The 25154-nt window shown below is 62.6% G+C and carries 26 protein-coding genes; 13 read left to right on the top strand and 13 right to left on the bottom strand.

Annotated features, from left to right (window positions below; genetic code table 11):
* Positions 1–305 precede the first annotated feature (305 nt).
* Positions 306–1256 carry an AraC family transcriptional regulator gene (locus A9971_RS31595; RefSeq protein WP_183000510.1) on the bottom strand — a complete coding sequence of 317 codons (951 nt, stop codon included), beginning with the start codon at positions 1254–1256 and terminating at the stop codon, positions 306–308.
* Between the two features lie 233 nt (positions 1257–1489).
* Here A9971_RS31595 and A9971_RS31590 point away from each other — a divergent pair, with 233 nt between their 5' ends.
* Positions 1490–1921 (top strand): hypothetical protein, encoded by a 432-nt coding sequence (locus A9971_RS31590; protein WP_015635144.1) that lies wholly within the window; start codon positions 1490–1492, stop codon positions 1919–1921.
* Positions 1922–1984: 63 nt separating this feature from the next.
* Here A9971_RS31590 and A9971_RS31585 read toward each other — a convergent pair whose 3' ends face one another.
* Entirely contained in the window at positions 1985–2410 is a 426-nt protein-coding gene (locus A9971_RS31585) for a GNAT family N-acetyltransferase (protein ID WP_011060675.1), read from the bottom strand.
* A gap of 113 nt (positions 2411–2523) precedes the next feature.
* On the bottom strand, positions 2524–3375 hold the full coding sequence (locus A9971_RS31580; RefSeq protein ID WP_183000418.1) for a hypothetical protein: 852 nt from the start codon (positions 3373–3375) through the stop codon (positions 2524–2526).
* A gap of 213 nt (positions 3376–3588) precedes the next feature.
* Between A9971_RS31580 and A9971_RS31575 the strand changes: the two genes are divergently transcribed.
* Positions 3589–4071: a GNAT family N-acetyltransferase gene (locus A9971_RS31575; protein ID WP_015635142.1), complete on the top strand. Its 483-nt coding sequence runs from the start codon at positions 3589–3591 to the stop codon at positions 4069–4071.
* 129 nt (positions 4072–4200) lie between these two features.
* Here the strand turns inward: A9971_RS31575 and A9971_RS31570 are convergent, their stop codons facing one another.
* Together A9971_RS31570 and A9971_RS31565 are read right to left on the bottom strand one after the other, a co-directional pair.
* The gene (locus tag A9971_RS31570; RefSeq protein WP_169893653.1) at positions 4201–5124 is read right to left on the bottom strand and encodes an NADP-dependent oxidoreductase; all 924 of its coding nucleotides are present in this window, start codon (positions 5122–5124) and stop codon (positions 4201–4203) included.
* Positions 5125–5199: 75 nt separating this feature from the next.
* Positions 5200–5640, bottom strand: coding sequence for a DoxX family protein (locus tag A9971_RS31565; protein ID WP_011060672.1), 441 nt, complete (start codon positions 5638–5640; stop codon positions 5200–5202).
* A gap of 219 nt (positions 5641–5859) precedes the next feature.
* On the opposite strand from A9971_RS31565, the gene A9971_RS31560 reads away from it, so the two are divergent.
* On the top strand, positions 5860–6786 hold the full coding sequence (locus A9971_RS31560; RefSeq protein ID WP_183000417.1) for a LysR family transcriptional regulator: 927 nt from the start codon (positions 5860–5862) through the stop codon (positions 6784–6786).
* 110 nt (positions 6787–6896) lie between these two features.
* Here the strand turns inward: A9971_RS31560 and A9971_RS31555 are convergent, their stop codons facing one another.
* Positions 6897–7589 carry a tRNA (adenine(22)-N(1))-methyltransferase TrmK gene (locus tag A9971_RS31555; protein ID WP_026022876.1) on the bottom strand — a complete coding sequence of 231 codons (693 nt, stop codon included), beginning with the start codon at positions 7587–7589 and terminating at the stop codon, positions 6897–6899.
* On the opposite strand from A9971_RS31555, the gene A9971_RS33005 reads away from it, so the two are divergent.
* The 3 genes from A9971_RS33005 to A9971_RS31545 are packed head-to-tail and all read left to right on the top strand — an operon-like array spanning position 7542 to position 8864.
* On the top strand, positions 7542–8099 hold the full coding sequence (locus A9971_RS33005) for a hypothetical protein (protein WP_259652311.1): 558 nt from the start codon (positions 7542–7544) through the stop codon (positions 8097–8099). The genes A9971_RS31555 and A9971_RS33005 overlap by 48 nt on opposite strands.
* Positions 8100–8151: 52 nt before the next feature.
* Positions 8152–8367 (top strand): hypothetical protein, encoded by a 216-nt coding sequence (locus A9971_RS31550; RefSeq protein WP_019095014.1) that lies wholly within the window; start codon positions 8152–8154, stop codon positions 8365–8367.
* A 14-nt stretch (positions 8368–8381) separates the two neighbouring features.
* Positions 8382–8864, top strand: coding sequence for an HIT family protein (locus A9971_RS31545; protein ID WP_183000509.1), 483 nt, complete (start codon positions 8382–8384; stop codon positions 8862–8864).
* A gap of 51 nt (positions 8865–8915) precedes the next feature.
* Here A9971_RS31545 and A9971_RS31540 read toward each other — a convergent pair whose 3' ends face one another.
* From A9971_RS31540 to A9971_RS31520, 5 genes are all read right to left on the bottom strand, one after another.
* On the bottom strand, positions 8916–9959 hold the full coding sequence (locus A9971_RS31540; protein ID WP_183000416.1) for a hypothetical protein: 1044 nt from the start codon (positions 9957–9959) through the stop codon (positions 8916–8918).
* 183 nt (positions 9960–10142) lie between these two features.
* Entirely contained in the window at positions 10143–12977 is a 2835-nt protein-coding gene (locus A9971_RS31535; RefSeq protein WP_065363700.1) for a TonB-dependent receptor, read from the bottom strand.
* Positions 12978–13074: 97 nt separating this feature from the next.
* On the bottom strand, positions 13075–14040 hold the full coding sequence (locus tag A9971_RS31530) for a FecR domain-containing protein (RefSeq protein WP_183000415.1): 966 nt from the start codon (positions 14038–14040) through the stop codon (positions 13075–13077).
* Complete coding sequence (locus tag A9971_RS31525) at positions 14037–14543, bottom strand: sigma-70 family RNA polymerase sigma factor (protein ID WP_011060663.1); 507 nt, start codon at positions 14541–14543, stop codon at positions 14037–14039. The genes A9971_RS31530 and A9971_RS31525 overlap by 4 nt, the downstream gene beginning before the upstream one ends.
* A 68-nt stretch (positions 14544–14611) precedes the next feature.
* Positions 14612–15052: an Lrp/AsnC family transcriptional regulator gene (locus A9971_RS31520; RefSeq protein ID WP_011060662.1), complete on the bottom strand. Its 441-nt coding sequence runs from the start codon at positions 15050–15052 to the stop codon at positions 14612–14614.
* Between the two features lie 139 nt (positions 15053–15191).
* On the opposite strand from A9971_RS31520, the gene A9971_RS31515 reads away from it, so the two are divergent.
* The 5 genes from A9971_RS31515 (at position 15192) to A9971_RS31495 (ending at position 21357) form a co-directional block, all read left to right on the top strand.
* Positions 15192–18239: an aminotransferase class III-fold pyridoxal phosphate-dependent enzyme gene (locus A9971_RS31515; protein WP_183000414.1), complete on the top strand. Its 3048-nt coding sequence runs from the start codon at positions 15192–15194 to the stop codon at positions 18237–18239.
* A gap of 188 nt (positions 18240–18427) precedes the next feature.
* Positions 18428–19216, top strand: coding sequence for an ABC transporter substrate-binding protein (locus tag A9971_RS31510; RefSeq protein ID WP_011060660.1), 789 nt, complete (start codon positions 18428–18430; stop codon positions 19214–19216).
* A 63-nt stretch (positions 19217–19279) separates the two neighbouring features.
* The gene (locus A9971_RS31505) at positions 19280–19927 is read left to right on the top strand and encodes an amino acid ABC transporter permease (RefSeq protein WP_011060659.1); all 648 of its coding nucleotides are present in this window, start codon (positions 19280–19282) and stop codon (positions 19925–19927) included.
* Positions 19928–19936: 9 nt separating this feature from the next.
* Positions 19937–20596 (top strand): amino acid ABC transporter permease, encoded by a 660-nt coding sequence (locus A9971_RS31500; RefSeq protein WP_183000413.1) that lies wholly within the window; start codon positions 19937–19939, stop codon positions 20594–20596.
* A complete protein-coding gene (locus tag A9971_RS31495) occupies positions 20593–21357 on the top strand; it encodes an amino acid ABC transporter ATP-binding protein (RefSeq protein WP_047285775.1) in 765 nt (254 codons plus the stop codon). The genes A9971_RS31500 and A9971_RS31495 overlap by 4 nt, the downstream gene beginning before the upstream one ends.
* A 105-nt stretch (positions 21358–21462) precedes the next feature.
* Here the strand turns inward: A9971_RS31495 and A9971_RS31490 are convergent, their stop codons facing one another.
* Both A9971_RS31490 and A9971_RS31485 read right to left on the bottom strand, forming a co-directional pair.
* Positions 21463–22167 carry an HAD hydrolase-like protein gene (locus A9971_RS31490; RefSeq protein WP_183000412.1) on the bottom strand — a complete coding sequence of 235 codons (705 nt, stop codon included), beginning with the start codon at positions 22165–22167 and terminating at the stop codon, positions 21463–21465.
* A gap of 207 nt (positions 22168–22374) precedes the next feature.
* On the bottom strand, positions 22375–22764 hold the full coding sequence (locus A9971_RS31485) for a MerR family transcriptional regulator (protein WP_183000411.1): 390 nt from the start codon (positions 22762–22764) through the stop codon (positions 22375–22377).
* 74 nt (positions 22765–22838) lie between these two features.
* Here A9971_RS31485 and A9971_RS31480 point away from each other — a divergent pair, with 74 nt between their 5' ends.
* Complete coding sequence (locus A9971_RS31480) at positions 22839–23918, top strand: SDR family oxidoreductase (RefSeq protein ID WP_183000410.1); 1080 nt, start codon at positions 22839–22841, stop codon at positions 23916–23918.
* 156 nt (positions 23919–24074) lie between these two features.
* Positions 24075–24974: a DMT family transporter gene (locus tag A9971_RS31475; protein ID WP_015635129.1), complete on the top strand. Its 900-nt coding sequence runs from the start codon at positions 24075–24077 to the stop codon at positions 24972–24974.
* Positions 24975–25154 lie beyond the last annotated feature (180 nt).

Here is a 25154-nt window from a genome sequence, read left to right as displayed (position 1 = left end):
ACCGCTCGCTCCCGTGTGCGGGAGTGCGGAGTCGGGCGTTACCGAAAGCGCCCGGGACACGGCAGGCCTTGGGGCTGCTGCGTCGTCGGGCACCAGTATAGAAATGGCTCGCGGCGAAACCTTGCCTATTCTGACGGCAAGCTTGCCTGTTTTGCGGATTCTGCCGGTTCACCCCGAAGGCTGTTTCGCTGCAACACAAACAGCTAGAAACAAGCCTATCCGTGGCGGATCGAATGGTTAGGCGCCCAGAGCCGCGCCACAGCCTGTTTGCCTATTTCGCTGAACCCTGCACTGCAACCTGGCCCTTACCCGGCCTCGCGCATCCTGCGGATATCCCGCTGCGGCGGCGCGCCGAACACCCGGCTGTATTCCCGGCTGAACTGCGAAGCACTTTCATAGCCCACCAGCCCCGCGGCGCGCCCGGCATCGATGTTCTGGCTGAGCATCAACTGCCGGGCTTCCTGCAGGCGCAACTGCTTGTGGAACTGCAGCGGGCTGACGCCGATGATGGCGCGAAAATGCTGGCGGAAGGTGGACGGGCTCATATGGGCGCGCTGCGCCAGATCATCGACGCGCAACGGCTGGGTGAAGTTCTGTTTGAGCCAGGCCACGGTCTTGAAGATCTGCTGGGTCGGCGAACCCACCGCCAGCAACTGCTGCAACGCCAGGCTGTAGGGCCCGGCCAACAGCCGGACGATGATTTCCTGCTGGATCAATGGCGCCAGCTGGGGAATCAGCGCCGGCTCGTCGAGCAAGCCCACCAGCCGCTCCAGAGCGCTGGCCAGCCCCGGCTCCAGTTCATCCACCACCACCGTCCGATAATCGCTGGCCCGCGAAGGCGGTGGCGGCTGCGTCTGCGCGGCGGTTTGCAGGATCTGGTGCATGTCCAGGGTCAGCATCATGCCCAGGAAGGGTTCGGCCGCCGAGCCCTCGGTCACCCGGGCCACCACCGGCTGGTCGATGCTGGTCAGCATGCCCTGCCCGGCCCGATAATTGATCACCGCCTCCTGCAGCAGCACCTGCTTGCCGCCCTGGGCAATCACCCCCAGGCCCAGGCTGTAGATGCAGGGAATGGCCGAGGTCGGCGTGGAACGGCGGTGCAAGGTCAGGTTGGGCACGGCGCTGGGAAAGTCGCCGGAGTGCGGGGTGTGCCGGGCAATCAGGGCCGCGAGTGCGGTGGGGGTTCGGGGTTGGGTCATGGGCGGGCAATCGGAAGTGGCAACAGTACAGGTGGCCACTGTGCGCCGATTGGCCATGCAGATCGAGTTTTTCTTCACGGCCACCAGGGCGGCGGACACGGGTCGATATCCGCCTCGGGGCAGTAGTGGCTGGCAAAAGCAGGCGATCCAATGGCAATCCCTTGCCCACTACGGCCAACTTCTGCCCGCCATCGCTGCTGGCGCCGCTGCCAACACCGCGCCGCATCATGTTCAGGGCCCATGGCCCGGGTTTTGCTCTGCTTGGCCAGAACCCACCCAGGAGCAGTCTCATGACAGGAAGCATCTCAAACTCGACATCCCTCGTAGCCATGGGCCTCAAGGGAATCACCAGGGCGCTGGAGAATGGCACGCTGAAGTCCATGAAAATCCAGGTAGAGAATGCGACGCCGCAAATGCAGGCGAAGATCGACGCCAGTTTTCATGAATCGCAAATCTCGGACGCCAAACTGATAGCCCAATACAGAGCCAACCCCACCTGGGCGACATTCGACGACAAGAGCAACTCCGTCCAACTGCCCGATGTGCAGTCCCTGGGCAAGGACGACGCCACCCATGTGCTCAAGGGCCTGCAATACCTGATGGAAATCGGGCGCCTGGACGGCAAGACGGTCGTTGCCAAAAACGGCGGCCAGACCACCGACAGCCCCGCGCTCTATCAGGACTGGCTGCTGGCGCGGATCGGCGTCGATGCTCACGCCTGAGTAGCCGCAGCCCAGGCTGCGGGAACGCGCTGCATGCGGGTTCGCCAGCCAGGGCTCGAGGGTTCAGACCAGGCGTTTGTGCAGGAAGAAACGCCGGTGCTGCGGCGGGAAATCCTCCAGCCGGCCGAATTCGCTGAAGCCATGCCGCTGATAGAACTGCGGCGCCTGAAAGTCGAAGGTATCGAGCCAGATGCCGATACAGCCCTTTTCCCGGGCCAGCTCCTCGGCCATGTTCAGCAATTGCGAGCCCGTGCCCTGGCCCCGTGTCTGCTCGGGGACCGCCAGCAGCTCGATGAACATCCAGCGATAGAAAATCTCCGCCTGCAGGCCACCGAGAATCTCACCGCTGTGCTCGTCGCGAACCACCAGGGCGATGGCCTCGGGCTTGGGATCGCCCGCCTGGGCCCGGTTGTGGGCCCGCAAGGGCTCGAGGATCGCAGCGCGCACCTCCGGCCCCGGGTTCATCAGCATGTCGATACGCGTACTCATTCGCCGTTTCCTTGGATGATGGCTGTGCCGGACCGGGGTGAAAGCGCCCCACGATCCTCTCTGGAGGATCGTGGGTTTGGCAAGGCTGCGCTACCTGGCCGTCGCTGTCGCAACTAGCGGCTGACGTACTGCTCGGTCTTGCTGTCGTAGACATAGGTGAGGTTGTCTGCGGCCGCCAGCGAACGGACCTTTCCCGGGCCCTCGAAGGTAGTGCCGCTGACCTTGACCTGCACCTGCGGCAGCGGCTCCTGGCCGGCGACGAAGCTCAGCTCACCGTCGCTGCCGATGCAGGGCATGACCGCGCCGTCGTCGCAGGCCGCGGAGTTGTCCTCGCCGGTGCGCACCTGGCCAACGTAGGACCAGACCCAGCCATCGTCTTCGGGTTTCTTGTTCGGATTGAACACCAGCATGGTGTAGCCCATGGTGATCACCCCATTGTCGAAAGTGGCCGTGGGCACCGCCAGTAGCAGGCGGCCGTCAGCGGTACGGTGCTCAACGGCCTTGCGCTTGGTGTCCACTTCCTCGGGCTTCTCGCGGCCGCCGAAGAAGCCGATCTTGCGTTCGATGCTGCGGATGGAATAGGCCTGCTTCTGGCCCGGGTTGGTGAGTTCGAAGGTGGCATCGGCCAGCCGTACCTGAACCTCCGGCGCGGCAAAATCCTCGCCCTCGCGGGCGGCGCGGTCCCGGGTGTGCCAGACAAAGGTGGCGTAGTAGTGCTTGCCGTCGAAGTCCAGCTCCTGGCCGTACCAGAAGGTGGCGGTAACGCCGTCTTCCAGCTCCACCTCTTCATCCTGGTCCGGCACCTCGACGTTCTGCATCACCGCCAGCACTGCGCCGGGAGGGATCGGCGCACCGGCCTGGGCCAGCATCGAAGCCGCCAGCATGCACGGCGCCAGCAACCAGCCGGCCAGTCGCGCAGCCAGCCGGCCTTCCTTGTGCAGACCTGTATTGCTCTTGATTTTCATCCCTGGAACATCCCTGTAGAACCGATGAGGAAACGCCGGCCACGCAAGTGGCCAATGGCATGACGCGCGATCATATAGCCAGCGTTTCATCAGCGACAAGATGCTGGCAAATGGCAAGCGCAGGCCGCCGGCAAGCGCAGCACCGGGCAAGACGCGCTTGTTCCTGCGCCAGCCTTGTGAGAGGTTGCTGCCTCACTCGACCTGAAGACCACCATGGATATTCGACCGACGCAAACCAAGGACTGGAGGCTGTTGAAGCAAGTTCGTCTCGCCGCGCTGCAGGACGCCCCGACCGCGTTCGGGGTCAGCTACCAGAGTGCCGCCCGGTACAGTGACCAGCAGTGGCAGGAACGTGCCTCGGGCGCGACCAGCGCATTCTGGCTGGCCATCGAGGATGGCCAGCCCCTGGGAATGATCGGCGCCGCAGTCAGTGAGGCAAACCGCTACAACCTGATCGGCATGTGGGTCGCACCCGCGGCCCGTGGCTCCGGCGTGGCGGCCCGGCTGGTGGAAGCGGTGAAGTCGCGCGCACGGGAACAAGGCCATGAGCGGGTGTTCCTCGACGTCTCCCCCGCCAATGCCAGGGCCGCGAGTTTCTATCTGCGCCAGGGGTTCGCGTTCATTGATGAGTGGGAGCCTCTGCAAAGCCACCCCCACATCCAGGTGCAGACCATGCTCTGGACAGTGCAGGGCTGACTGCAACGGCCCCTTCGGCATCAGGCCCGCCGGTTAGCCCTCGCCAATGCCGCAAGCGGCAGGCCCGTACCCTGGACCGCCGCCCTGGCTTGCCGGTGGTGCCGGCTGTTCTGGGAGCCCGCCAAGCGATCAGCGGGCCATGTCGAGGACCAGCCTGCCATGGCCATGGCGGCCCCTGCTTTTTTCCAGCGCCTGCGGGGCGTCACTCAGGGGGAAGGCTTGGACAGCGACCTGCAAGCGGCCCTGGTCGAACAGCTCGGCAATCCTCGCCAACTGGCCACCATCACCACGGGTGGCGAAATTCACCGGGGTCACGCCATAGTCGTTGGCCAGGGTGATGTCGGGCTGGCTCACCGGGGAAACCAGCACCCCGTGCCGTTTCAACAGGGCGAACGACAGCGCCTGGGTTTGCTCCCCCACCAGGTCCAGGACCACATCGACCGCGGGCCGCCATTGAGTGAAATCCTGGCGGCGATAGTCGATGACCTGATCGGCCCCTAGCCCTTTGAGGTAGGCATGGTTGTCCGCCGAAGCGCTGGCGATGACCTCGGCCCCCAGGTACTTGGCGATCTGCACCGCCATGCTGCCCACACCTCCTGCCGCGGCATGGATCAACACCTTCTGCCCGGGCTGCACGCCGGCATGCTCGGTCAAGGCCTGCCAGGCGGTCAGCGCCGTGGCGGGCACGGCGCCGGCCTGCAACGCAGTGAGGGAACGGGGCAGCAACGCCAGCGTGGATTCCCGGGCAACCGCCTTGCCGGCATAGCCGCCCGTGATGTTGATGAAACCGAACACCCGGTCACCGACCTCGAACCGGCTGGCGCCCCGGCCGGTGGCAAGCACCCGCCCGGCCACCTCGACCCCCGGGGTGAAAGGCAGTGGCAGCGGGATGAATGCCTGCATGGCACCGGACAGGATCTTCCAGTCGATAGGGTTGACTCCAGCACCGGCGACATCGATCAGCACTTCACCTTCGCCGGCCACAGGGTCGGCAACTTCTTCCAGGCGCAGGACATCGGGACTGCCGTATTGGTAGGCACGTATGGCTTTCATGGACACCTCGATCAGGCAAGAAAACACAGGGAAACCGCAACCGCCGCGAGGGAACCGGCCCCCGCTGGCGGGTGATCAGCGACGGCGGGCGTCGAGGCTGAAACGACCGGCACCGAACGCCACGACCTGCAACAGGCCACCGGCCATGGCCAGGTTCTTGAAGAAGTGGATGAACTGGTTCTGGTCGCCCAGTGCGTTATGGAAGGCCAAGGCAGTGACCACGCTGAACAACGCCAGCAATGCCGCGACAGTGCGGGTCCGCCAGCCAGCGACCAGGGCCAGGCCGCCGCCGATTTCAACGATGACCGCCAGGGCCAGGGCCAGCTGCGGAAATGGCAAGCCGACAGAGCCGATGTAACCGATCATCATCGCCGGTGCCGCCAGCTTCGAGACGCCGGACAGCAGGAAGATCGCGCTGAGCAGCACTCGGCCAGCCAGTGCGGCCACGGCCTGGGGAGTATCGGAGCGGCTTTGTTGGCGAGTGTCGGGTTGAGCAATATGGGCAGAAGCGGACATGAGGTATTTCCTTCAGTTGGGTGCGATCCGAGATGAATCGCCCGGGTGAAGAAAGCTTGCGCCGCCACAGCTTCTCTGAATAGCCGACTAATTTAGATCATTAGGTTCGATAAAATAGGCAAGAATACAACGCTCACTGGACACTGCCTCACCCCCTCCCCGGCTGGAATCGATCACACTGCCGGGGCGTCAACGCCGATAACGCTCAAGGAACCCGAGATGATCTCCGACCCCGGCACCCCGACGCTGGACCAATTGCGCGTATTCCTGACCGTGGTGGAAGTCGGCAGCTTCGCCGGCGCCGCAAGAAAACTGCACCGCGCTACGTCCGTCATCAGCTACTCCATCGCCAACCTGGAAATGCAGCTCGGGGTCTCGCTGTTCGACCGCCAGAGCACGCGCAAGCCGCAACTCACCGAGGCCGGACGCACCGTGCTCGTAGAGGCCAGGACCATCGCCAACGGCGTCCATGGCCTGCGTGCCAAGGTCAGGGGCCTGTTGCAAGGCCTGGAGGCCGAGGTCCACCTGGTGCTCGATGTGATGCTGGCCCCCGAGCGTGTGGTGGACGCCCTCAAGGCCTTTCGCGAAGCCTTTCCCACGGTGGCCCTGCACCTGCACATGGAAGCCCTGGGAGCAGTCACCGAGCGGGTGATCGAGCGCGGCGCAGTCGTCGGCATCAGTGGGCCGATGAACGAAAGCATCGACGGGATCGAAAAAATCGGGGTGGGCAGTGTCGAGCTGATTCCGGTGGCCGCGCCGGATCATCCCCTGGCCGTCAGCGATGCCAACCTGACCGGCGCCGGGCGCGAATTCATCCAGCTGGTGCTGTCGGACCGCTCGACGCTGACCCGGGGCAGGGATTTCGCGGTGCTGAGCAACCGCACCTGGCGGCTGGCGGACCTGGGCGCCAAGCACATGTTGCTGCGTGCCGGCATCGGCTGGGGCAACATGCCGCGGCCCATGGTCGAGGAGGACCTGCGCAGCGGCCGGCTGGTGCGCCTGAATCTTCCGGAATATCAAAGCGGGATCTACCCCTTCGACGCCATCTACCGCAGCGACACGCCGCCGGGCCCGGCGGCGCGATGGCTGATCGAACGGTTCCTGCAACAGGTTTCGACGCCGCCGGCCATCCAGCCCCAGGCATAAGGCCTGGAGCCGGCAACGCGCTGAGCGTGGGACATTGCGCGGCTCGGTAGCGTGTCGTACGGGCCGGCGGTGATTGGCACCGGGCCCTGGCAAGCGGCCGCCTGGCGCACTCAGCCCAGCAACTCGCTGATCCAGCGCACCTGCCGGGCCATGTCCTGCACCTTCTCTTCGGGCACCGCCTGTGCCCGGCTGAAGTTTTCCAGGGTGCGCTGTTTCAGGCGCAGCAGGCGCTGCCATTTGGCCAGGAACGCCGGGCTGCGGGCCTGCAGTTGCAGAGGGCCGAAGTACAGCTCCCGGGGGCTGTAGCTCACCGGCCCTGTGCGCTCGGCGACGATGATTTCGTAGTCGAAACGGTTTTCCCGCAGCACCTCTTCGCACAGGATGCGGTAGCCGTTGTCCATCAGCCACTGGCGCAGGGGCTGCTCGCCACCGTTGGGCTGCAGGATCAACCGCTCCTGGCCATTGAGGCGCGCCTTGCCGGCTTGCAGCAGGTCACGGATGGTCTCGCCACCCATGCCGCACAGGCTGATGGCGCTGATGGCGTCGCCCGGTTCGATCGCCGCCAGGCCATCGGCCAGGCGCACGCTGACCTGCTGCTCCAGGCCGTTGTCGCGCACCGTGCGCCGGGCCGCGTGGAACGGCGTCAACGCCACCTCTCCGGCCACCGCCGCGCTGATGCTGCCGCGCAGCAGCAAGGCCACCGGCAGATAGCCGTGATCCGAGCCGATATCGGCCAGGCGTGCGCCGGTTGGTACATGCGCCGCCACGCGCGCCAGGCGCATGGACAATGTCTGCTGATTCAACTGCTGCCCCTTTTCACCACCAAGGTCCGGCACCTTGTGCCGGATCGGGGGGCGATTCTGGCGAGCAATGCCGGGCATTTCAAATTTATGCGACCGGGGCCGGGGATGCGGGTGCCGCAAAGGCCCGCTCCGGACAGGGTCGAAAGCAGCGTCCTCCATGGCGGGTTTCTGAGCGCAGGCAGACCTTCGTTGCTGGCCGCGTGCAACCTGGTCAGTGATAGACTGCGCGCCCATTTGGGAGGTGAAAAAATGCTGTGTCCGGAATGTGAACAAGGCGAAGTAACCCAGGTTCAAGTGCGGGCAACGCAGGAAATCCTGCACCTTTGCCAGGAGTGCGAGTTGCTCTGGCTCAGCGCCGAGGTCATTGGCACCGAGCCTTTCAACAGCTTCACGTCCTACATGGAGGAACTGGGTTTACCGCCGCTCTGGAGCTCGCTGTATGTGCTTGAACCCGAAAAGATCTCCAGCCCTCAGGCACGGAAATACCTGCGTTCGGTCGGCTCGATCTAGATTGGTCGAGCCACAACGACGATAGCCTCCCCCACACTCAGAAGCGCAAGAGATGAACTACCAACTCTGGATGGAACCGGATGACTGCCAGACCTTCTGTCTGAGCGGCCCACAGGGAAACACCGCACGCAAACTGCTTCACCCCGACGCCCGGCTTGTGTGGGAAGTGGAAGCCCCCAGCCACTTCGAAGCAATGACCCGGTACTACGCGTACATGCAGTGGGGCGAATACAAGAGCGACCTTCCCGAACAGGAGCCCATGCCTTGAACACCGCCCAGCAGGTGGGCATAGCCCCCGAGTTCATCATTCTGCAAACCGACCATTGGGTGCTCAATCATCACCTGTCGTCCGCCCTGCCCGGCTACCTGATGCTGGGCTCGCGATCCCGGGTCAATTCACTGGCCGATCTGCCCGAGAGCGCCCTGACGGAGTTGGGCGGCCTGCTCGCCAGGGTGCAGAAAAACCTGGAGCTGCAGCTCAAACCCAAGTGGCTGTACATCAGCCGGTTCGGCCATGCCCCCGGCTACCCCATCCATTTCCACTTTATTCCGGTGTACCCCTGGGTCGAGGAGCTGTTCTGGAGCGATCAGCGCTACCGGCTGCTTGAAACTTTCGCCCATGAGGAAAACGCCCTGTCATTGACTGACGGGGCGGAACTGACCCTGTTCATCTGGCGCGAATTCGGCGAAAACCCGCAACCGCCGGCCATTCAAGGGCCCTCCATCGAACAGGTCATCAAAGGCTTGCGCAGCTCCTTCAACTAGCAATGGCCCGTGGCGCTGCGCGCTGTTCTCCGCGCCCCAAGGCAAGCCCCCTTACCTGGCGGTTTTCTTCAGGGAAACCGGGATGCCCCACACCAGGTCTTCCATGCCGGTGTCCCCTTGCAGGCGGGTTTTCATCGGTTCGATACGCGCCAGCACCCGGCGGCCTGTGTCGTTGACATTCGCCAGCTCCTTGTCGCTGAACTTCTTGACCAGTTCCACGGGTGCCGGCCTCACGTAGATCTGGATATCCCGCAGTGCGCATTTGATGTTCTGCGGGTCGATAGCCTTGCAAGTCTTCTTGTCGTAGCTCACGGCCGGGGTTTTCAGGTGGAAGCGGTCGCTGAGCAGTATCTGGCCGGGCTGGATACTGAAGGCCAGGGGCGCGTAGGCGTCGGGGATCTGTGCCTTCAACTTGACGGACTGGACATCACGGATCTTGGTGCCTTCGGTCCAACCGCCTTCCGACACCTGCCGGCGCGTGTTGTATTGCTGCTCTTGCCAGGCCACGCACTGGCCGGAGGCGACATGCACGGTACTGCAGACATTCTGGGTGTGGGTGGTATCCGCGTAGGAAGCGTCGCGCCAGTATTGTTCCTTGACGAACTGGCGATACAGCACCGCAGACATGTCCACCGAACCACGGGCACTGCTGGCCGGCTGGCCCTTCGCGGCGCCTACCTGGGCCAGGCTGCTGTCGATCCTGTAATCAATGCCGCCGGACATCAGGTAGGTTCCCGGCGGGACGATGTGCACTTCAAGGAAGTCCCAGAGAAATACGGTTTCCTTGATTTTCTCCAGGTCGTTATTGGCGAAGGACTGCATGTAGCCCTGGCCCGGCTGGTCCTTGTTGCTGAAGATCACGCGATGGGAATAGCTGGAGAGGTCGGTCACGCTCTTGTTGGGCATGAGCGCCGGCACCAGCACCACGGACATACCGTCCCGGGTCGCGCCATCGATGGTTTCCAGGAGCTGGTTGGTCGGGTTCTGCGTGGCGCTGCCATTGAGGTCGGAACTGCCCAGCGGGGCACAGGCACTCAAGAGCGTGACTGAAACCAGAACAGCCAGGGGGCGGAGACGCTTTACCAGGGGCTTCATTGGATATCCTTATCTGTAACGCAGCGAGGGCCAGATCCCTTTGGCAATACCGCTCAGGTCAGGGGCGAGTGCCGGCCAATGGGGGCGAAAGCGGCCTACTTTACTGCGTCGACCCGCCGCAGTAAAAGGCCGGTGCGGCAAGGCCGCACCTTGCTGCCTGGTCCGGAGAAGGCCGCCCGCATTCTAGAACTTCGCCTGCATCCCCACCCGCAGCGTACGCCCCGGTGCCGGCATGAAGCTCTGCGCCAGCGGGTCCAGGTAGTAGCGGTCGGTGAGGTTCTGCAGCGACACGTTGAGGCTGGCGTCTTCCTTCAGTTTGTAGTTGAGGAACAGATCGAACAGCGCCACTTCGCGGTAGTTCAGTTGCGGCGTGGTGGCGCCGGTCTGCCAGGGCTTGTCGGCGGTAACCGTGGGGCCGGAGGTGTAGGTGATGCGCGTACCGAGGGTCAGGCTCTGGTCAAAGAAGCGCAGGCCAGTGGTCAGGTTGCCGGCAAAGCGTGGCGGGTTCTGGGTGTTGGTGTAGGAGCCCATGAAGCTGCCCGGGGTGCAGTCCGGGGTGTCGGCGGTTTTCTGGTAGGGATTGCTGGTGGCGCGCAGGGTGGCCGCGAAAGCCGCGTCGCAGGTTTCGGTCTTCAGGTAGTAGGTGGACGACAGGTCGGCAAACACCCGCCCGGCATCGTAGCGGGTCTGCAGTTCCAGGCCGCTGGTTTTGTAGCTGTCGGTGTTGCTGAAGCGCATCAGGCCCCACAGGCCCGGGCTCGGGTCGTAGTAGCGGGTGATGTAGTTCTTGATGGTGTTGTTGAAGTAGGCCAGCTTGAACGCCGCCGAGTCGTCATCCACCAGCAGGCCCTTTTGCAGGGTGCTGGCGCCGATCTCCCAGTTGCTCGAACGCTCGGGCTTGAGGCCCTTGCCGGGCATCGTCTGCTGCACGCCCTGGCTGGTTTCGAACAGCGACGGCATGCGAAAGCCCTGGGTGTACGAGGCATACACGAAGGTGTCCGGCAGCACTTCGATATTGATACCGAAGGCCGGGGCAAAGGCGCCACCGCTGTTGCTGTTCTTGCCGGAGTAGTTGTAGCCGGTGACCACCTCGCCGACCTGGGACGGATAGACCGTGGAGTCGGTGGCGCCAAAGTCGTTGTAGCGCACGCCCTCGAAGGGGAAGTTGGTGTTCTGGAAGACGATGCCGTTGTTCAGGCGCGGGTCGGTGGCGTCGGTGTACTGGCCGTTCTGGTCGGGGAACCACATCATGTTGCCGGAATTGTCGCCGTTGGAAACCCGCAGGTAGCGCAGGTCACGTTCCTCGCGACGCGCCGTGGCCGTGGGCACGTGATCCTTGCTGCGATAGTGGGTGTAGCGCCCGCCGCCCCACAGGGTGAGGCTGTCCACCGGCTTGTACTCCAGCTTGCCGTTGAAACTGAACTCCTGCCGCGAACCTTCGCGCAGCATGCGGTTGGCGTTGATATCGTCCTGGGTGGTGGCCACGCTTTTCTGCGGGCGCAGTTCCTCCAGCTGGAACGAGCTGCCCAGGTCCAGCTTCAAGTCGCCGTAGCCGGTCTCGAAACGCGAGGTATTGGCCAGGCCACCGCCCACCCGGCGATCGGCCTGGCGGCTCCAGTTGCGGTCCGAACGGTAGGCCTGGGATGCCGGCGCCGAGACGGCGGTCAACTGGCTGGTCTGCGCATCGGTCATCCACAGGTCGGCGCTCAGGTCCACCAGCGGGTTGCCTGCAGGCAGGTAGTTGTAGCGCGCGGTGTAGGTGTCGATCTGGGTGTGGCCCAGGGGGTACTGGTAGATGCCACCAGTGCCGAAACGGAAGATGTCCGAGGGCATGATCTCGCCGATACGTCCGTCGTAGCGCCGGTAGCCCAGGTCGAAGGTGTGGCCGTCCGCCGGGCGCAGGGTGGTCTTGAGCAGCCAGGATTCGGTCTTCGACGAGGAGTTCAGCACCTCTTCCCCGGCGTTGTAGGTGGTGGCGACGCTGGTCTCTTCATCGCCGTAACGGTCATAGGTGCGGTAGCGATCCTGGCCCTTCTTGCCGGCGAAATAGTTGCCCTGATTGCGATGGGCGTAGGCCGCCACCACATCGAAGAATTCATGGGAATAGGCGAACGCGGCACTGCCGGCCTCGGCCTCCGAGCCGAACAGCCCGCCGCGGCTCTGATGCGGCTCGGAGTACAGGTCCTGGGTCTTGGAGTGCGGATCGCGGGAGGCCGGGGCCACACCGTTGTTCCAGACATCACCCTTGAGGCGCAGGCCGATATTCTGACCGTCCTTGAGGATGTCGCCGACCCCGAGGGTGCGCATCTTCACCGTGCCGCCTATGGCACTGGAGGTCAGGCTCGGGCCCTTGTCGATGGCGATGTCGCTGATCATGTCCGGGTCGATGTAGCTGCGTTGCTGGGTCCCGGCATAACCGCGATAGACATCCAGCGCCTGCTGCGAACCATCCACCGTCACCGCCACCCGGCTCTGGCCCTGGATGCCGCGGATGTTCACATCCAGGCCGCCGCCATTGCGGCTGTCACCGACCTGGACCCCGGGCTGGCCCTTGAGCATGTCGCCCACCGACACCACGCCAAAGCGCTGCATGTCGTCGGCAGAGATGTACACCGATGAACGCGGTGCCCGGTACACCTCTTCCTCGTCAGGATTTTCGCCCTTGACCTTCTGGGTCGGCAGCGACACCGCATCAAGGCGCAGGCGCAAGGCATAGCCGCCGTCGGCCTGGCGCACGTAGCCCAGGCCGGTGCCCGACAGCAGCTGGTTCAAGCCCGCCTCGGTATTGAAATCCCCTTGCAGGCCCTGGCTGGTCTTGCCTGCGGTGAGCAGCGCACTGCCGGCCATGCTGATGCCCGCCTCGGCGCCAAAGCGCGACAGCACCTGGTCCAGGGGACCGGCGCCGATGCTGTAGTGGCGCTCGCCGGCAGCCAACACCACTTCACTACAGAGCGGCTGCAAACCGAGCAACAGCAGGCCGAAGGTATGGGTACGCAAGACACGAGCAGGGAAAATCATGCAGGGCTCCTAGGGATCGAAACCCACCTGTGCCGGTGGGTAATACCTGAAGGCCAAGCCAGATCGAAAAAACTATCGCGCCGGTGAAAAAAAAGTTTCAGGCCGGCACCACGGTCACCCAGTAACGGGTTCTTCGCTCAATGCGCACCGGCAAGGTATTGGCTACCAGGGCCAGGGCGGCATCGGTGTCGTCCAACTGAAAACTGCCGGTTACGCGCAGGCCCGCCACGGCTTCGCTGCAACGCAAGAAGCCCGGGCGATAGCGCGACAGCTCTGCCAGCAACTGATCCAGGCGCATGCGCTCGGCGGGCAGGATGCCGCGCATCCAGGCCTGGGCCAGAAACGTATCGATGGGGCTTGGCCGCCCTGCTCCCCGGCCATCGACTCGGGTTTGCCAGCCGGCCTGCAACGCCAGCGGTGCTGGGTGCTGCCGTGCGCTCACCTGCACCAGCCCGCGCAACACCGTCACCTGGGTGCCCAGGCGATCGTGACGCACCAGCAGGTTGGCACCACGGCTATAGAGCACCGCATCCGGGGTCGACAGTTGCAGGGATGCAGAGGCCGCCGGGGTGTCCAGGGCCAGTTCGCCCTCGATCAATTGCAGGCTGCGCTGCCGGGCGCTCAGGTCCAGGTTCACCGCACTGGCGGTGTTCAGCCATAGCGAGCCACCGTCGGCCAGGGCCCAATGGCGTCGCTCGCCGACGCCGGTGCGATAACTGGCCAGAGCTGAGCGCACCAGGGTGGAATCCGCCCCCTGCCAGGAAATGCCCCCCAACAGCCCCAGGGCCAGCAGGCACTTGAGCACCTGTCGCCGTCGCTGCGGATCCGCGCCCGCCGCTTGCAATGCCCGGCGCGCCGTGGCATCGGCCAACAGATTGGCCCCTGGCTGCAACATCAGCGGCAGGCTGCTGACCCGCTGCCACGCGTATTCATGCTCGAGGCTGGCTTGCCGCCACTGCTGCAGGGCCTGATGGTCCGCGGCGCTCATCAGCCCGGACTGCATCCGCACCAGCCAATCGATGGCGTTGTCCCGCACTCGGGGATCGACCGCAGCGCCACTCATTCAAAACGGCTCGCGTAACAGACACTGAACGCCTTGCCCATGGCCCGCTGCACCTGGGCCACGGTCAAGCCCAACTGCGCAGCGATCTGCGGATAGGTCAGGCCATCGAGCTGGGACAGAAAGAAAATCTGCCGCACCCGCGACGACAACCCCACCAGCAGCGAATCCAGCTGCAACAGGGTCTCGATCATCAGATGCCGCTCCTCCGGCGAAGGCTCCTCCCCCACCGGCCGCGCCGCCAGGGCTTCCAGATAAGCCCGTTCGATCGCCTGGCGGCGCCAGCGATTGATCAGCAGGCCGTTGGCAATGGTGGCCAGGAACGCCATGGGCTGGCGCAACTCACGCACATCCTCCTGGGAGCGCAGCACCCGGATAAAGGTGTCATGGGCCAGGTCCTCGGCATCGGCACTGTGCCCCAGGCGCCGGTGCAGCCAGCCCCGCAGCCAGCCGTGATGGTTCGCATACAACTGGGCGACGGGCGAAGAGAGGCTGTGGTTGTGCATGGGAGATTCGCATTAATGATAATGCTTCTCATTTTATTGTTTCAGTGCGGGAGTTGTACAGCGGCGAATCAGGATGTCTGTCGATCGATATCGCGGCGAAGAACCACAGCCGTGGTGATGTCCTCAACGGACTCGTGACTGGCTACGGCATCCCGGACTCGGTTCAGGTCATCAATGGTCCGGGATTCGATCTCGATCACCAGATCGAGCTGGCCACTGACCGAAGAGATGCGTCGCACCTGGGAGTGCTGGGCCAGCATGTCCAGCAGGCTGATGGCCGGCGTGCGTTTCAGGCACACCAGAAACATGGCGCGAATCACGTTGGCGTCGATTTCGCCAATATCCGCCCGGTAGCCCCTGATCACGCCATTGCGCTCAAGGTTGAGGACACGCTCGCTGGTGGCGCTTCTGGACAGTCCGATTCTCGCGGCCAGGGCCTTCAGGGCAATCCGCGCTTCTTTAGACAGAATGTCCAGTATTTCGCGATCTTTCACGTCCAGGTCGCGCATCAAGACTCCTCACTTTGACTACCGAATTTGTGCCGGTCGATTCCGACAATATGCAGGCCAACGCCGACCGCATACCTACTGCCGTCAAGGATTTCGCATGCCAAGCTAACTGAAAACAATAACTTGGAAAACCATTACCATGACCAACCTTTCCCATCCCGCCCCGCAGTTCTCGCCCCGCGATGCCGAACAACTGGCCGAGCAGCTTTTCAATGTCGTCGCCACGGCCTCGCCCCTGGATGGCGAGCGCGACTGCAACTACCGGTTGAACACTGCAAGCGATGCGGGGTGGATTCTGAAGGTGGTCAATTCGAGTGAACCGCGAACTGAAAGCGAGCTGCAGACGGCCATCCTCAGCCACCTCGCCAGCTACAACCCCGAGCTTGCCGTGCCGCAGCTGAAGAAGAGCCTTGCCGGTGGCTTCCTCGCCTCGGCCGTGGCGCCCTCCGGTGAAACCCATGCGGTGCGCCTGGTGAGCTGGCTGCACGGCACTCCCCTGGCCGAGGTCAAGCGCACCTTCGCCCTCATGCGCAGCCTGGGCCAATCGTTCGCCGACATGGATCGTGCGTTGCAGGGCTTCATGCATCCCGGTGCGGTGCGCGACCTGGACTGGGACCTGCGGCACGCCGCGCGCTCCAGATCGCGCCTGCATTTCGTCAAGGACCCTGGCCGACGAGCCATTCTGGAGCGCTTCATTTCCGCGTTCGAAAACACCGTGCAACCCAGGCTTGCGCGGTTGCGCACGCAGGTCATTCACAATGACGGCAATGACTGGAACATCCTCGTCGACCCGCAGACTCATCAGCAGGTCTCGGGCATCATCGACTTTGGCGATGCCGTGCATACGGTGCTGATTGCCGAAGTCGCCATCACCTGCGCCTACTCCATTCTCGACATGGAGGACCCCATCGGCGCGGCCGCCGCCCTCACCGCCGGCTTCCACGAGCGCTACCCGCTTCAGCCGCAAGAACTGGACGTGCTGTTCAACCTGATCGCCATGCGCCTGGTCATCAGCGTCACCTTGTCGGCCTCGCGCCACGAGCAGACCCAGGACAATCCTTACCTGGCCATCAGCGAAGCCCCGGCCTGGCGCCTGCTGGAAAAAATGGACCGCATGAACCCGCGCCTGGCGACGGCGATCCTGCGCAAGGCCTGCGGCTATGACGCGATAGAAGGTGCCGGGGCGGTTCGCCGCTGGGTGGATGAAAACCGCCACGCCTTCGCGGACATCGTGCATCCGGCGGCGGCGACCCTGAACAAGGCCATTGTGCCGTTCGCCGATGCCGCCCATGTGCTGACGGTCGCCTCCGCCGAGCAGCGTCCGGCAGAGGCGGCGAAATGGTGGAACGATTTTGCGGCTGAACATCAAGTGCCACTGGGCATCGGCCCCTGGGGCGAAGAACGGACCATCTACACCGATGCGGCATTTGAATCGCGCTTCATTGCAGGGCAACGTCGGATCATTCACCTGGGCGTCGACTTGATCATGCCGGCCGGAACGCCGCTGTACACACCGCTTGCCGGCGTAGTGCGCAGCGTCGAGGTCGAGCGTGAACCGCTGGGCTATGGCGGCTTGATCATGCTTGAGCATTCGCCTGAGGGCTGCCCGCCGTTCCTGACCCTGTGGGGGCACATGGCCCACGAAGCGCTGACCCGCCTCAAGCCCGGGGACCGTCTTGAGGCGGGCGCCCTGGTGGGCCACATGGGCGCAGACACGGAAAACGGCGGCTGGCTGCCCCATGTGCACTTCCAGATGTCCACCGATACCCAGCTGCAAGCGAGCGAGTTCATCGGCGTCGGTGAGCGCGCCTACCTTGAGGTGTGGGCCGACCTGTTCCCGGATGCATCGACCCTGGCCGGAATCCCTGCGGAAACCTACAGCCAGGAAGGCAGAAGCAAAGCAGAGATCGTGGCCAAGCGTAAACAACTGCTGCTGCCCAACTTGTCGATTTCCTACTCGGACCCGATCAAGTTCGTACGCGGTGATGGGGTCTGGTTGATAGACAACTTTGGCCGGGCCTACCTGGACTGCTTCAACAACGTCTGCCACCTGGGCCACTCCCATCCCGACGTGGTGCAGGCCCTGGCGCGCCAGGCTTCACGCCTGAACACCAACACCCGTTACCTGCACGACAACATCGTGGAGTACGCCGAGCGGCTCACCGAGACCTTGCCCGAAGGCCTGGCGGTGGCCTCCTTCGGCTGTTCAGGCAGCGAAGCCAATAGCCTGATGCTGCGCATGGCGCGCAATCACACCGGGCGCAACGATGCCATCGTGCTGGACTGGGCCTACCACGGCACCACCCAGGAGCTGATCGACCTCAGCCCCTACAAGTACAAGCGCAAGGCCGGCAAAGGCCGTGCAGAACACGTATTCGAGGCGGCCGTGCCGGATGCCTACCGCGCTGCGGATCACTGGCCGGTCGAGGAGCTGGGCAAGCGTTTCGCGCAAAGTGTCGCCGAGCAGATCGATAGCATGCGCAAGCAGGGCCGGGCCCCGGCGTTCTTTCTCGCGGAGTCCATTCCCAGCGTCGCCGGGCAACTGTTTTTCCCGGAAAACTACTTGCAGGAAGTCTATGCAATGGTGCGTGCCGAGGGCGGCCTGTGCCTGGCCGATGAAGTCCAGGTCGGCTTTGGTCGAGTGGGCAGCCACTGGTGGGCCTTTGAAACCCAGGGCGTGGTGCCCGATGCGGTGTCCATGGGCAAACCCATTGGCAACGGGCACCCGATGTCGGCAGTGGTGACCACCCGCGAGATCGCCGACAGCTTCAACAATGGCATGGAATACTTCAACACCTTCGCCGGCAACCCGGTTTCCTGTGCCGTGGGGCTCAGCGTTCTCGATGTGATTGAACGCGACAACCTGAAACTCAACGCACTGACGGTGGGCAACTACTTGCTCGATGGCTTTCGCACGCTGCAGCAGCGCTACGATGCCATTGGCGACGTACGCGGCCTGGGGCTGTTCCTCGGGATTGAACTGGTCACCGATCGCAAGAGCAAGGCTCCCGCTACGCAACTGGCCAGAAAGGTCGCCGATGGTGCCCGGGAGCGCGGGATTCTGATCGGCACCGAAGGCCCCTACGACAACGTACTGAAAATGCGCCCCTCGATGATTTTCAGCCAGAAGAATGCCGACTTCCTGCTTGAGGTCCTGGACGAAAGCTTCAAGGCGGCACTGCGCTAGAGCATCAGGATCGAGGCCGCAGCGCCCCAAACCGGGCTGGCCGACATAGTGTCGGCCAACTCCGGCAATGTGTCCGGCACGCGGACACCTTGCCGGGTGCTTTGCGCAATGACCTGTGCAAAGCTTTTCCCGAGGCCAGGGTGAAGAGCCCACAACAAAAAATAATAATTCTTCAAAGGTGCCATCCCATGCTAACCAGAACGCTCAAGGGTCTGCTTGCCGCATCCACCGTCGCCGCCGCGGCGCTCCTCTGCCCCGCAGCCGCTCAGGCTGATGACTTGCAATCGATCCGGGAATCCAGAGAAATCCGCATCGCCATGAGCGGGCAATACTCGCCCTTCAGCTTTGCCAACGAGCAGAACCAGATCGTCGGCTTCGACGCCTCCATCAGCGAAGCCCTGGCCCAGCGGCTTGGGGTGAAGGTCAGCATTGTCACCACGCCCTTCGACGGGATCATTGCCGGGCTCCTGGCCAAGAAATACGACGCCATCATCGCCTCCATGACCATCACCCCTGAACGCCTGAGGGCCGTGGATTTCGTCGGCCCCTATTACCACGCCGGCCGCACCATCGTGGTGAAGGAAGACTCGCCGATCAACAGCCTGGCTGACCTGAAGGATGTGACGGTGGGCGTCACCCTCGGCGATGCCCACGACAAATGGGCCAGGGCGCGCGGCAACCTGAAGGTCAAGACCTACAAAGGGCTTCCCGAGATGCTGGTCGACCTGGAAGCCGGGCGCCTCGACGCGCTGGTGATGGACAGCGTTCCGGTACTGGTGGCCGTCAAGGAAACCGGGCAGAAAGTGCGCATCATCACGCCACCCGACAGTGACGGTGGGGTTGAAGGCATGGGCATTGCGCTGCGCAAGAACAACCCCGAGCTCAAGGCGGCGATGCAGCAGGCACTGAACGACATGCTCGCCGATGGCAGCTACGAAAAGATCTCGATGAAGTGGATCGGCAAGGACATTCGCTGACTCCTCTTCAGCCTGGCTCGACCTGTGGTCGGGCCGGTCAACCTGACCTTTTCGAGCCTGCCCATGGATCTGACACTCATACAGCGCACCCTGCCGTTTTTTCTGGAGGCGGCCTGGGTCACGGTGCACGTTTCGCTACTGGCACTGCTGCTGGGCCTGCTGGTCGCCATCGTGCTGGTGGCGGCCCGGCTGTCCGGCTTTTTCCTGCTTCGCTGCCTGGCCAGGGTCTACATCAGCGTTTTTCGCGGCACGCCCTGCCTGGTCCAACTCTTCCTCCTCTACTTTGGCGGCCCGCAGATCGGCCTTGAGCTGGAGCCGTTTTCCGCTGGCGTCATCGGCCTGGGCCTGAACATCGCGGCCTACATGGCCGAATCCATTCGCGGCGCCATCAGCAACGTCGATCCCGGCCAGGTCGAAGCGGCCCGCTCAATCGGTTTCGGCAAGGGCCAGACCCTGTGGCTGATCACCCTGCCGCAAACCGCCAAGCTGATGATCAGGCCACTGGGGGTCAATGCGGTCGCGCTGATCAAGGGCTCGGCCCTGGTGTCGACCATCTCGGTGGTGGAACTCTCCTATACAGCGCAGCGCTTTATCAGCTCCACCTACAAGCCATTCGAGATCTTCATGGTGTCGGCCATTTTGTATATCGCCATGGTCTACACGGTCAGATTGCTGGTTGACCACCTCGACAAACGCTTCGCGGCAAAGTGAGACGCGTCAATGCAAAGCCTCGATCTCAGTATCCTCACCCCCTATTCCGAGCTGCTGGCAACCGGACTCTGGTGGACCATCGTCTTGTTTCTCTGCTCCAGCGTATTGAGCCTGATGGCGGGCATAGCCTTCGCCCTTATCGTGCTCTACACCCCCAAACTGGTATCCCTTCCCATACGCTTCATGACCTGGCTGCTGATGGGCACGCCCCTGCTGCTTCAGCTGTACCTGTTCTATTACGGCCTGGTGCAAGTGGGGATCGATATCCCGGCATTGATGGCTGGCATCATCGGCCTGAGCCTGCACTTCGCCGTCTACAACGCCGACGTCATTCGTGCCGGGGTCCTGTCGGTCGATCCGGGGCAGATTGAAGGCGCGCGCTCCATTGGCCTGAGCCGCAGCCAGGCTCAGCGCTACGTGATTGTGCCGCAAGCCCTGCGCAGTACCCTGGCGCCCCTGGGCAACAACCTGATCGTGCTCCTGAAGGACACCTCCCTGGTGTCGATCATCGGCATTGCCGAACTGGTCTACAGCGCCCAGCGCGCCGTGAGCGAGACCTACAGCCCGTTCGAGTTCTATCTGGCCGTCGCGGTGATTTATTACGCGGTCAATCTTGTCCTGGAAGCCGGCCTGCACCTTCTTGAAACCAAGGTAGAGATGTCACGATGACCACAGAAAAGCTCATGGTTGAAGTCAAGGGTGCGCGCAAGGCTTATGGCGCGCTTGAAGTGCTCAAAGGCATCGATCTGTCTGTCTCGCGCGGGCAGATCATCGCCATCATCGGCCCCAGTGGTTCGGGTAAAAGCACCCTGCTGCGCTCGATCAATCACCTGGAAGTGCTGAACGAGGGGGAGATCTGGCTGGAAGGCGAACACGTCAACCGCCCCTTGAAAGGTCGAGCCTTTGAACAGCACATCAATAGCGTGCGCCAGCAGATGGGCATGGTGTTCCAGCACTTCAACCTGTTCCCGCACCTGACCGTGCATGAAAACATCGCCCTAGGCCCGATCAAGCTCAAAGGGCTGACCAGGCCAGCCGCTCGCGAGCTGGCCATGGAGTACCTGTCGAAGGTCGGCCTGGCCAACAAGTTCGACGAGTACCCTTCTCGCCTGTCCGGCGGGCAGAAACAGCGCGTGGCCATTGCCAGGGCCCTGGCGATGCGCCCCAAGGTCATGCTGTTCGATGAAGCCACCTCGGCGCTGGACCCCGAGCTGGTGGAAGAGGTCAACCAGGTCATGAAGCAACTCGCCGCCGAACACATGACCATGTTGATCGTCACCCATGAAATGCGCTTTGCCGGCGAAGTGGCGGACCGGATCATCTTCATGGACGGTGGCGTGGTGGTCGAGGAAGGCGCGCCACAAGAGATCCTGCAGAACCCGACTCACGAACGAACCCGGTCGTTCCTGAAAAAGCATTTGCACGCCTAGATGAGTTGTGCGCGCTAGTCGAAAGTGCTGTTGCGCCAGGCGGCGCGCTCAGAGAGGATTTTCGAGCGGCAGTACGGGGTTTGCTGATCGCGGCTCCAACTGCTTTCATCCAGGCGCTGACCCTTGCACCCAACCGAGGCGACGGAGCTGACATAGACCACGCGCCGCACAGCCGCCTCCCAGCCTATTTCGCGCATAGCCGCCGAACTCGCTCACATCGGCGAACCACTCTGGGGGCTGAAGACGGTGGAATGCATCGTATGCTCCATATCCCCAGGCCACCGCGCCAAAGGCGATACCGGCAGTCGCCGCGGCTTCACCATCCATAGTCTGGTCGCCGATGTAGATAACCTGTTCTCGCTCGACATCGAACCGGCGCATGACACGGCGCAAGCGAGACGCCTTGCCGAAAATGGAGACGCCGCACTCGAGGGCCCGGATATGTCGACAACTGGCGCCCAAGATGTGCGTGATGTTCTCTCGCGAGTTGGAAGACACCACCGCCAGAATCAGTCCCTTCTCATCAAGATGACTCAGGGTCTGGGCAATGTTGTCAAACAGTGGGATCGCGCTTTGATGCTTCTTCATCAGGCCCATGAAGGTTCGCGCCACCATGGGCAACTTCCAGCGGGGCATTCCCGGATGGGCCATGATCTCGCGCGCCCCTAGCTTGCGCAGACAGTCCAACTCTTGTGGGTGAATCCGACTGAATGCGTGCCTGTCAGCAACCTGGTTAAACACTGAAACAAAGAACGGAAAGGAATCAGCGAGCGTGCCGTCAAAGTCGAAAATGACAAGTCGGTATGACATGTAAAAGTGCTTTCCTGTAGTGATAGCAGTCGACTCCTGGCAACTGCCTGCGCGGGGCAATCAACTCACCTGATTGAATGCGCGCTGAACGCCAACAAGCCCTGCCGAGCCTGATTCTGAGTTCATGCTCGCCACTGGTTCTTTGAACTTCAGCCTCAAACAGCGGGCCGCGGACTCGATGGTTTCCCTTCTTCAGTCGCTGAGCGTTCAGATGGAAGCGTTGTTCAGCCGCTGCAGCTCAAGTTGCTCGGCAGCACTGGCTTCGAGCTTTGCACGCTCTTCATTCAGATACCGATAAATGCTCTGGAAGTTGGCGATTTTCTGTTTGATCTCTGCCATTTTCTTTTCAATGAGCTTGGCGCCCTCGGCACAGTCGATCAGCTTGTTGCGCTGCGCATTCAGAATCTCGCCTATTTCCCCCAGGGAAAACCCCATGCTTTGCGCGCGCTGGATAAAGTCCAGGTCCTGCAGAGTTTGCTCTGTGTAAACACGATAGTTGTTCGTTCGCCGCAGCGATGAGATCAGGCCGATTTGCTCGTAGTAACGCAGCGTATGGCGGCTGGCGCCGCTACGGGCCTCGATTTCGCCAATTTTCATGAAAACACCGCTTGACCATAGAGTTGGGTCGATAGTTTACGCTTGATTTCTCACCGTCAACAAGGAACAGGGAAATGAGTGTGGAGTGCTTTGTCACCGGGGGTACCGGCTTCATCGGTCAACATTTGCTGGCGCACTTGAGTGCAAAAGGTCACACCGTTCGAGTGTTGATGCGTCGCCCCGAGCGGCTTGCTGCGCTGCGCGAGCAAGTCGAGCATTTGGGCGGGTGTGGCACCCGGGTATTGGCCGTGGCTGGCGATCTGGAACGGGACAACCTCGGGCTGAGTCCTGCCGACCGAGAACTGCTGAGGCACGCCAGAATCGTATTCCACCTGGGCGCCCACTTCGCTTGGGGGCTTTCCCTGGCGCAGTCTCGTGCGGTGAACGTGGCAGGGGCCAAGCGCGTGGCGCTGCTGGCGGCTGAGCAAAACAGCCGGTTGGTGATGATCGGCGGCTACATGCTGCAAAATCATGAACACCTGCGACGCATCGGCATCGATCCTCACCATCCGCAGCGGACCGATTGGCCTGCGCTTTACCGGCATGTCGGTGGTTACGAGGCGAGCAAGCTGGAAGCGCATTTTGTGACCCTGGAGACCATGTCCGCCAAGGGCGGAGAGCTGACCGTTGTCCACCCCGCGACAGTGTGTGGCCACAGCCGCACGGGGCATATCCTCGACGGCCAGCCGCTGGTGGCGCTGATACGCAACCTGGTGCAGGGAAAGCTCACGGCCGTGCCCGGTACCGCCAGGCACTGGCTGCCACTGGTCACCGTGGACTACCTGGTGGAGCTGATGACGGCGAGTGCTTTTGATCCGGCCATGGCGGGCCAGGAACTGCTGGCGCTGGATGCGCAAACGCCCAACTTGCGAGAAATGTTGGTGCAGGTGGCACAACCTTTGGGCTTGAAGTCTCCCAAGCATCACGTTTCGCTCCGACTGCTGAAGTGGCTACTGAGCATTCCTCCCGTCGCGCGATTCATGAATACCCAACCCGAAGCCTTGGACTTCATCCAGACCACTCGTTTTGATACCGCGGCCGTCGAGCAATTTGCTAGCAGGCATGGCATAGCCAAACCGGATATACGTCAGTCGTTGCAGCACACTGCAACCTTCGTCAACGCTCATTGCATGGCCAAGGGTCAGGCCGGCTGACCTCTCCCTTCAAGGTCGGCAGTGTCCTGCCGGACGAACTCACTTACCCCCCCATCACCACCGGGAGTGCCGGGAGTTTCGTCCACTCAAACTGTGCGCCGCCGATGTAGAGCGGCATTCTATCGAACAACCATTCAGCGACAGGGATCGTCATCGATGCCATCCACTTTCAGCAAAGGCGTCATATTTGCACTGTGCGCTGCGGCACTGAACGCAACGATCGGTGTACTCAGCAAAGTCCTCATGAATAATGATTTCACCGCGAGCAGTGTCGCTGTCATCAAGACCCTACTGGGTTGCGTGCTGCTATCAATCTTGCTGTTTTTCCTCAAGCGCCCGGAGAAATCGAGCCAATGGATCCAGGCAGCTATCTGCGCATTTCTTGGCATCTTTGTGCTGTTCCACTTCGAAACCTCCGCCTATCGACACTACGCGGCAGCAGGTGTGGTGGTGGTCCTGATGGCCAGCGCTTCCATTTCCTCGATCATTCTGGGGCGCATTTTCCTCAAGGATCCCATCACCGCGAACGCCACCGTTGGCGCCGCACTGGCCATCGCCGGGATCTCAGTGATCTTCGGCGGCGACCTGCAGCAGGGTTTTACCCTGCAAGGTGCGGCGCTTGCCGCCATGGCCGGCTGCGGCTATGGGGCCTTTTCGGTTGCCATGAAGCGCATGGGGGTGTCGGGAGGACTGCATTTCACTCGCCAATTGTTGTTCTTCGGCGGCCTGTACCTGCTGCTGCCAGCGGCAGCCGATGGATTCACAATGGGCGAGCTGTCGCCGCTGGCGATCGCCGCCCTGCTGGCGCTGGCCACGCTGCCGACCATCCTGGGCTTCTTCTGCACTACCAAGGCCATCGAATATCTCAAGCCATCCCAAGTGCAAGCCCTGGAGCTGACCGAGCCGCTGTTCGCCGCGCTGCTGGCGTTTGTGGCGCTCAATGAAGTTCCCCGTGAAAGCCTGTATGCAGGAGCGGCACTGATCATCCTCGGCCTGTGTTTCTCCAATGAACTGATTCGCTTGGGCAGCAAAGCATCAGTCGCGTCGGCCGAATGAGCTGCTCTGGGTCTCTGATTACTCTGGCGATCGGTGTTTTGTTAAGTGTTTCAAGCCACTGGCCGCGTCACAAGGCCTTTGAAAAAGTGCAGGTCAGCGCGGTCACCATCGGCACCGGGCTCAAAGCGTCTTGTGCTGACAGTCAGCACAAGACGCCACACAGCAGCCGGAAGTGGACAA

The sequence above is a fragment of the Pseudomonas sp. UME65 genome (genome assembly GCF_014170225.1).
Lineage (GTDB): Bacteria > Pseudomonadota > Gammaproteobacteria > Pseudomonadales > Pseudomonadaceae > Aquipseudomonas > Aquipseudomonas protegens.
Note: the sequence above shows the minus strand (reverse complement) of the source record. Positions and strands in the feature narration are given on the sequence as shown.

Excerpts from the sequence above, each read along its gene's own strand:
- A9971_RS31525 (WP_011060663.1), bottom strand. The coding sequence starts at position 14,543 with ATGCACAACCACAGCCTCTCTTCGCCCGTCGCCCAGTTGTATGCGAAC.
- A9971_RS31585 (WP_011060675.1), bottom strand. The coding sequence starts at position 2,410 with ATGAGTACGCGTATCGACATGCTGATGAACCCGGGGCCGGAGGTGCGC.
- A9971_RS31540 (WP_183000416.1), bottom strand. The coding sequence starts at position 9,959 with ATGAAGCCCCTGGTAAAGCGTCTCCGCCCCCTGGCTGTTCTGGTTTCA.
- A9971_RS31565 (WP_011060672.1), bottom strand. The coding sequence starts at position 5,640 with ATGTCCGCTTCTGCCCATATTGCTCAACCCGACACTCGCCAACAAAGC.
- A9971_RS31490 (WP_183000412.1), bottom strand. The coding sequence starts at position 22,167 with ATGTCATACCGACTTGTCATTTTCGACTTTGACGGCACGCTCGCTGAT.
- A9971_RS31575 (WP_015635142.1), top strand. The coding sequence starts at position 3,589 with ATGGATATTCGACCGACGCAAACCAAGGACTGGAGGCTGTTGAAGCAA.
- A9971_RS31505 (WP_011060659.1), top strand. The coding sequence starts at position 19,280 with ATGGATCTGACACTCATACAGCGCACCCTGCCGTTTTTTCTGGAGGCG.
- A9971_RS31510 (WP_011060660.1), top strand. The coding sequence starts at position 18,428 with ATGCTAACCAGAACGCTCAAGGGTCTGCTTGCCGCATCCACCGTCGCC.
- A9971_RS31535 (WP_065363700.1), bottom strand. The coding sequence starts at position 12,977 with ATGATTTTCCCTGCTCGTGTCTTGCGTACCCATACCTTCGGCCTGCTG.
- A9971_RS31485 (WP_183000411.1), bottom strand. The coding sequence starts at position 22,764 with ATGAAAATTGGCGAAATCGAGGCCCGTAGCGGCGCCAGCCGCCATACG.
- A9971_RS31495 (WP_047285775.1), top strand. The coding sequence starts at position 20,593 with ATGACCACAGAAAAGCTCATGGTTGAAGTCAAGGGTGCGCGCAAGGCT.
- A9971_RS31595 (WP_183000510.1), bottom strand. The coding sequence starts at position 1,256 with ATGGCCAATCGGCGCACAGTGGCCACCTGTACTGTTGCCACTTCCGAT.
- A9971_RS31570 (WP_169893653.1), bottom strand. The coding sequence starts at position 5,124 with ATGAAAGCCATACGTGCCTACCAATACGGCAGTCCCGATGTCCTGCGC.
- A9971_RS31475 (WP_015635129.1), top strand. The coding sequence starts at position 24,075 with ATGCCATCCACTTTCAGCAAAGGCGTCATATTTGCACTGTGCGCTGCG.
- A9971_RS31500 (WP_183000413.1), top strand. The coding sequence starts at position 19,937 with ATGCAAAGCCTCGATCTCAGTATCCTCACCCCCTATTCCGAGCTGCTG.
- A9971_RS31550 (WP_019095014.1), top strand. The coding sequence starts at position 8,152 with ATGAACTACCAACTCTGGATGGAACCGGATGACTGCCAGACCTTCTGT.
- A9971_RS31560 (WP_183000417.1), top strand. The coding sequence starts at position 5,860 with ATGATCTCCGACCCCGGCACCCCGACGCTGGACCAATTGCGCGTATTC.
- A9971_RS31480 (WP_183000410.1), top strand. The coding sequence starts at position 22,839 with ATGAGTGTGGAGTGCTTTGTCACCGGGGGTACCGGCTTCATCGGTCAA.
- A9971_RS31580 (WP_183000418.1), bottom strand. The coding sequence starts at position 3,375 with ATGAAAATCAAGAGCAATACAGGTCTGCACAAGGAAGGCCGGCTGGCT.
- A9971_RS31515 (WP_183000414.1), top strand. The coding sequence starts at position 15,192 with ATGACCAACCTTTCCCATCCCGCCCCGCAGTTCTCGCCCCGCGATGCC.
- A9971_RS31590 (WP_015635144.1), top strand. The coding sequence starts at position 1,490 with ATGACAGGAAGCATCTCAAACTCGACATCCCTCGTAGCCATGGGCCTC.
- A9971_RS31520 (WP_011060662.1), bottom strand. The coding sequence starts at position 15,052 with ATGCGCGACCTGGACGTGAAAGATCGCGAAATACTGGACATTCTGTCT.
- A9971_RS33005 (WP_259652311.1), top strand. The coding sequence starts at position 7,542 with ATGCGCCGCCACGCGCGCCAGGCGCATGGACAATGTCTGCTGATTCAA.
- A9971_RS31530 (WP_183000415.1), bottom strand. The coding sequence starts at position 14,040 with ATGAGTGGCGCTGCGGTCGATCCCCGAGTGCGGGACAACGCCATCGAT.